The 1,113-nt window shown below is 74.1% G+C and carries 1 protein-coding gene; it reads right to left on the minus strand.

Features of this window, described 5'->3' with window-relative positions; all coding sequences use genetic code 11:
- Nucleotides 1–74: 74 nt before the first annotated feature.
- On the minus strand, nt 75–1,113 hold a 1,039-nt coding region (locus DK254_RS18975), incomplete at its 5' end, for a YbdK family carboxylate-amine ligase (protein ID WP_109935787.1).

The raw sequence follows: 1,113 nt of genomic DNA on the forward strand, positions 1-1,113 counted from the left end.
AAATCGCGGACGGAGTCCGCTCCTACGGTTCCAGGAAGCACGGTCGTAGGAGCGGACTCTGTCCGCGATCGGGCTCACCGGCTATTCAGGGGCAGGCCCTCCGGCACCTGGCGGTTCTCTTCCAGCAATTCGGCCACCAGCTCCTGCAGTGCCTCCGCCACATCGCCGCCGCGCGCCAGATGCCGGCGCAGGCTGCGCACCTGCCGCTGCGCGCTGCCGCCCGAGCGGGCCAGCCGGCAGGCGTGGGCGTAGGCCCATTCGTTGCCGGCGCGGGCCGGTGTCGCGCACTGTGCCCAGGCCTGCGCCAGCCATTGCGCCAGGTCGACGCAGCGCCCGTCGGCCAGCAGGAAGCGCGCCCGGCAGCCGTGGCGCTGGGCCTGCCAGTAGTTCTCCGCCAGCAGCGCGCGCGCCAGGTGCGGGTCACCGGCATCGGCATCGGCCATGGCCTGGGTGAGCAGCGCGCGGAACAGCCCGGCGATGCACAGCGCGTCGGCCAGGCGCGGGCAGGCGTCGCTGATGCGCAGCTCCAGTGTCGGGTAGCGCGCCGAGGGCCTCAGGAACCACCAGGCGTGGCCCGGCTCGCGCATCAGGCCCCGGGCGTGGAGCAGCTTCAGGTGCGCCTGGTAGGCCGGCTCGTCGGCGAACCACGGCGGCATGCCCATCCGCGGCCATTGCCCGGACAGCGCCCGGCGGTAGCTGGCGAGCCCGGTGTGGCAGCCCTGCCAGAACGGCGACGAGCAGCTCAGCGCCAGCAGCAGCGGCGCCCAGGGCAGCACCCGGTTCATCAGCGCCACCCGGTCCTGCCCGGGCGGCACCTCCACGTGCACGTGCAGGCCGCACAGCAGGCTGTTGCGGGCCGGCTGCACGTAGTCCTCGAACAAGGCGCGGTAGTGCGGCTGCTCGCTGGGCGCGGCGTCGGCGAGGCAACTGAACGGGTGCGCGCCCACCACCAGGCTGCGCAGGCCGTGGGCGCGGGCCAGGTCGGCCAGCTGCGCGCGGCCGCGGGCGAGGAAGGCGGCGGCCTCGCCCAACTGGCGGAACACCGGGCTGACCAGTTCCGCCTGGCACTGGAACATTTCCTCGGCGAAGCAGTCGCCCAGCGCCCGGCGGCAG

It is taken from the genome of Pseudomonas sp. RW407 (assembly GCF_003176655.1).
Lineage (GTDB): Bacteria > Pseudomonadota > Gammaproteobacteria > Pseudomonadales > Pseudomonadaceae > Pseudomonas > Pseudomonas delhiensis.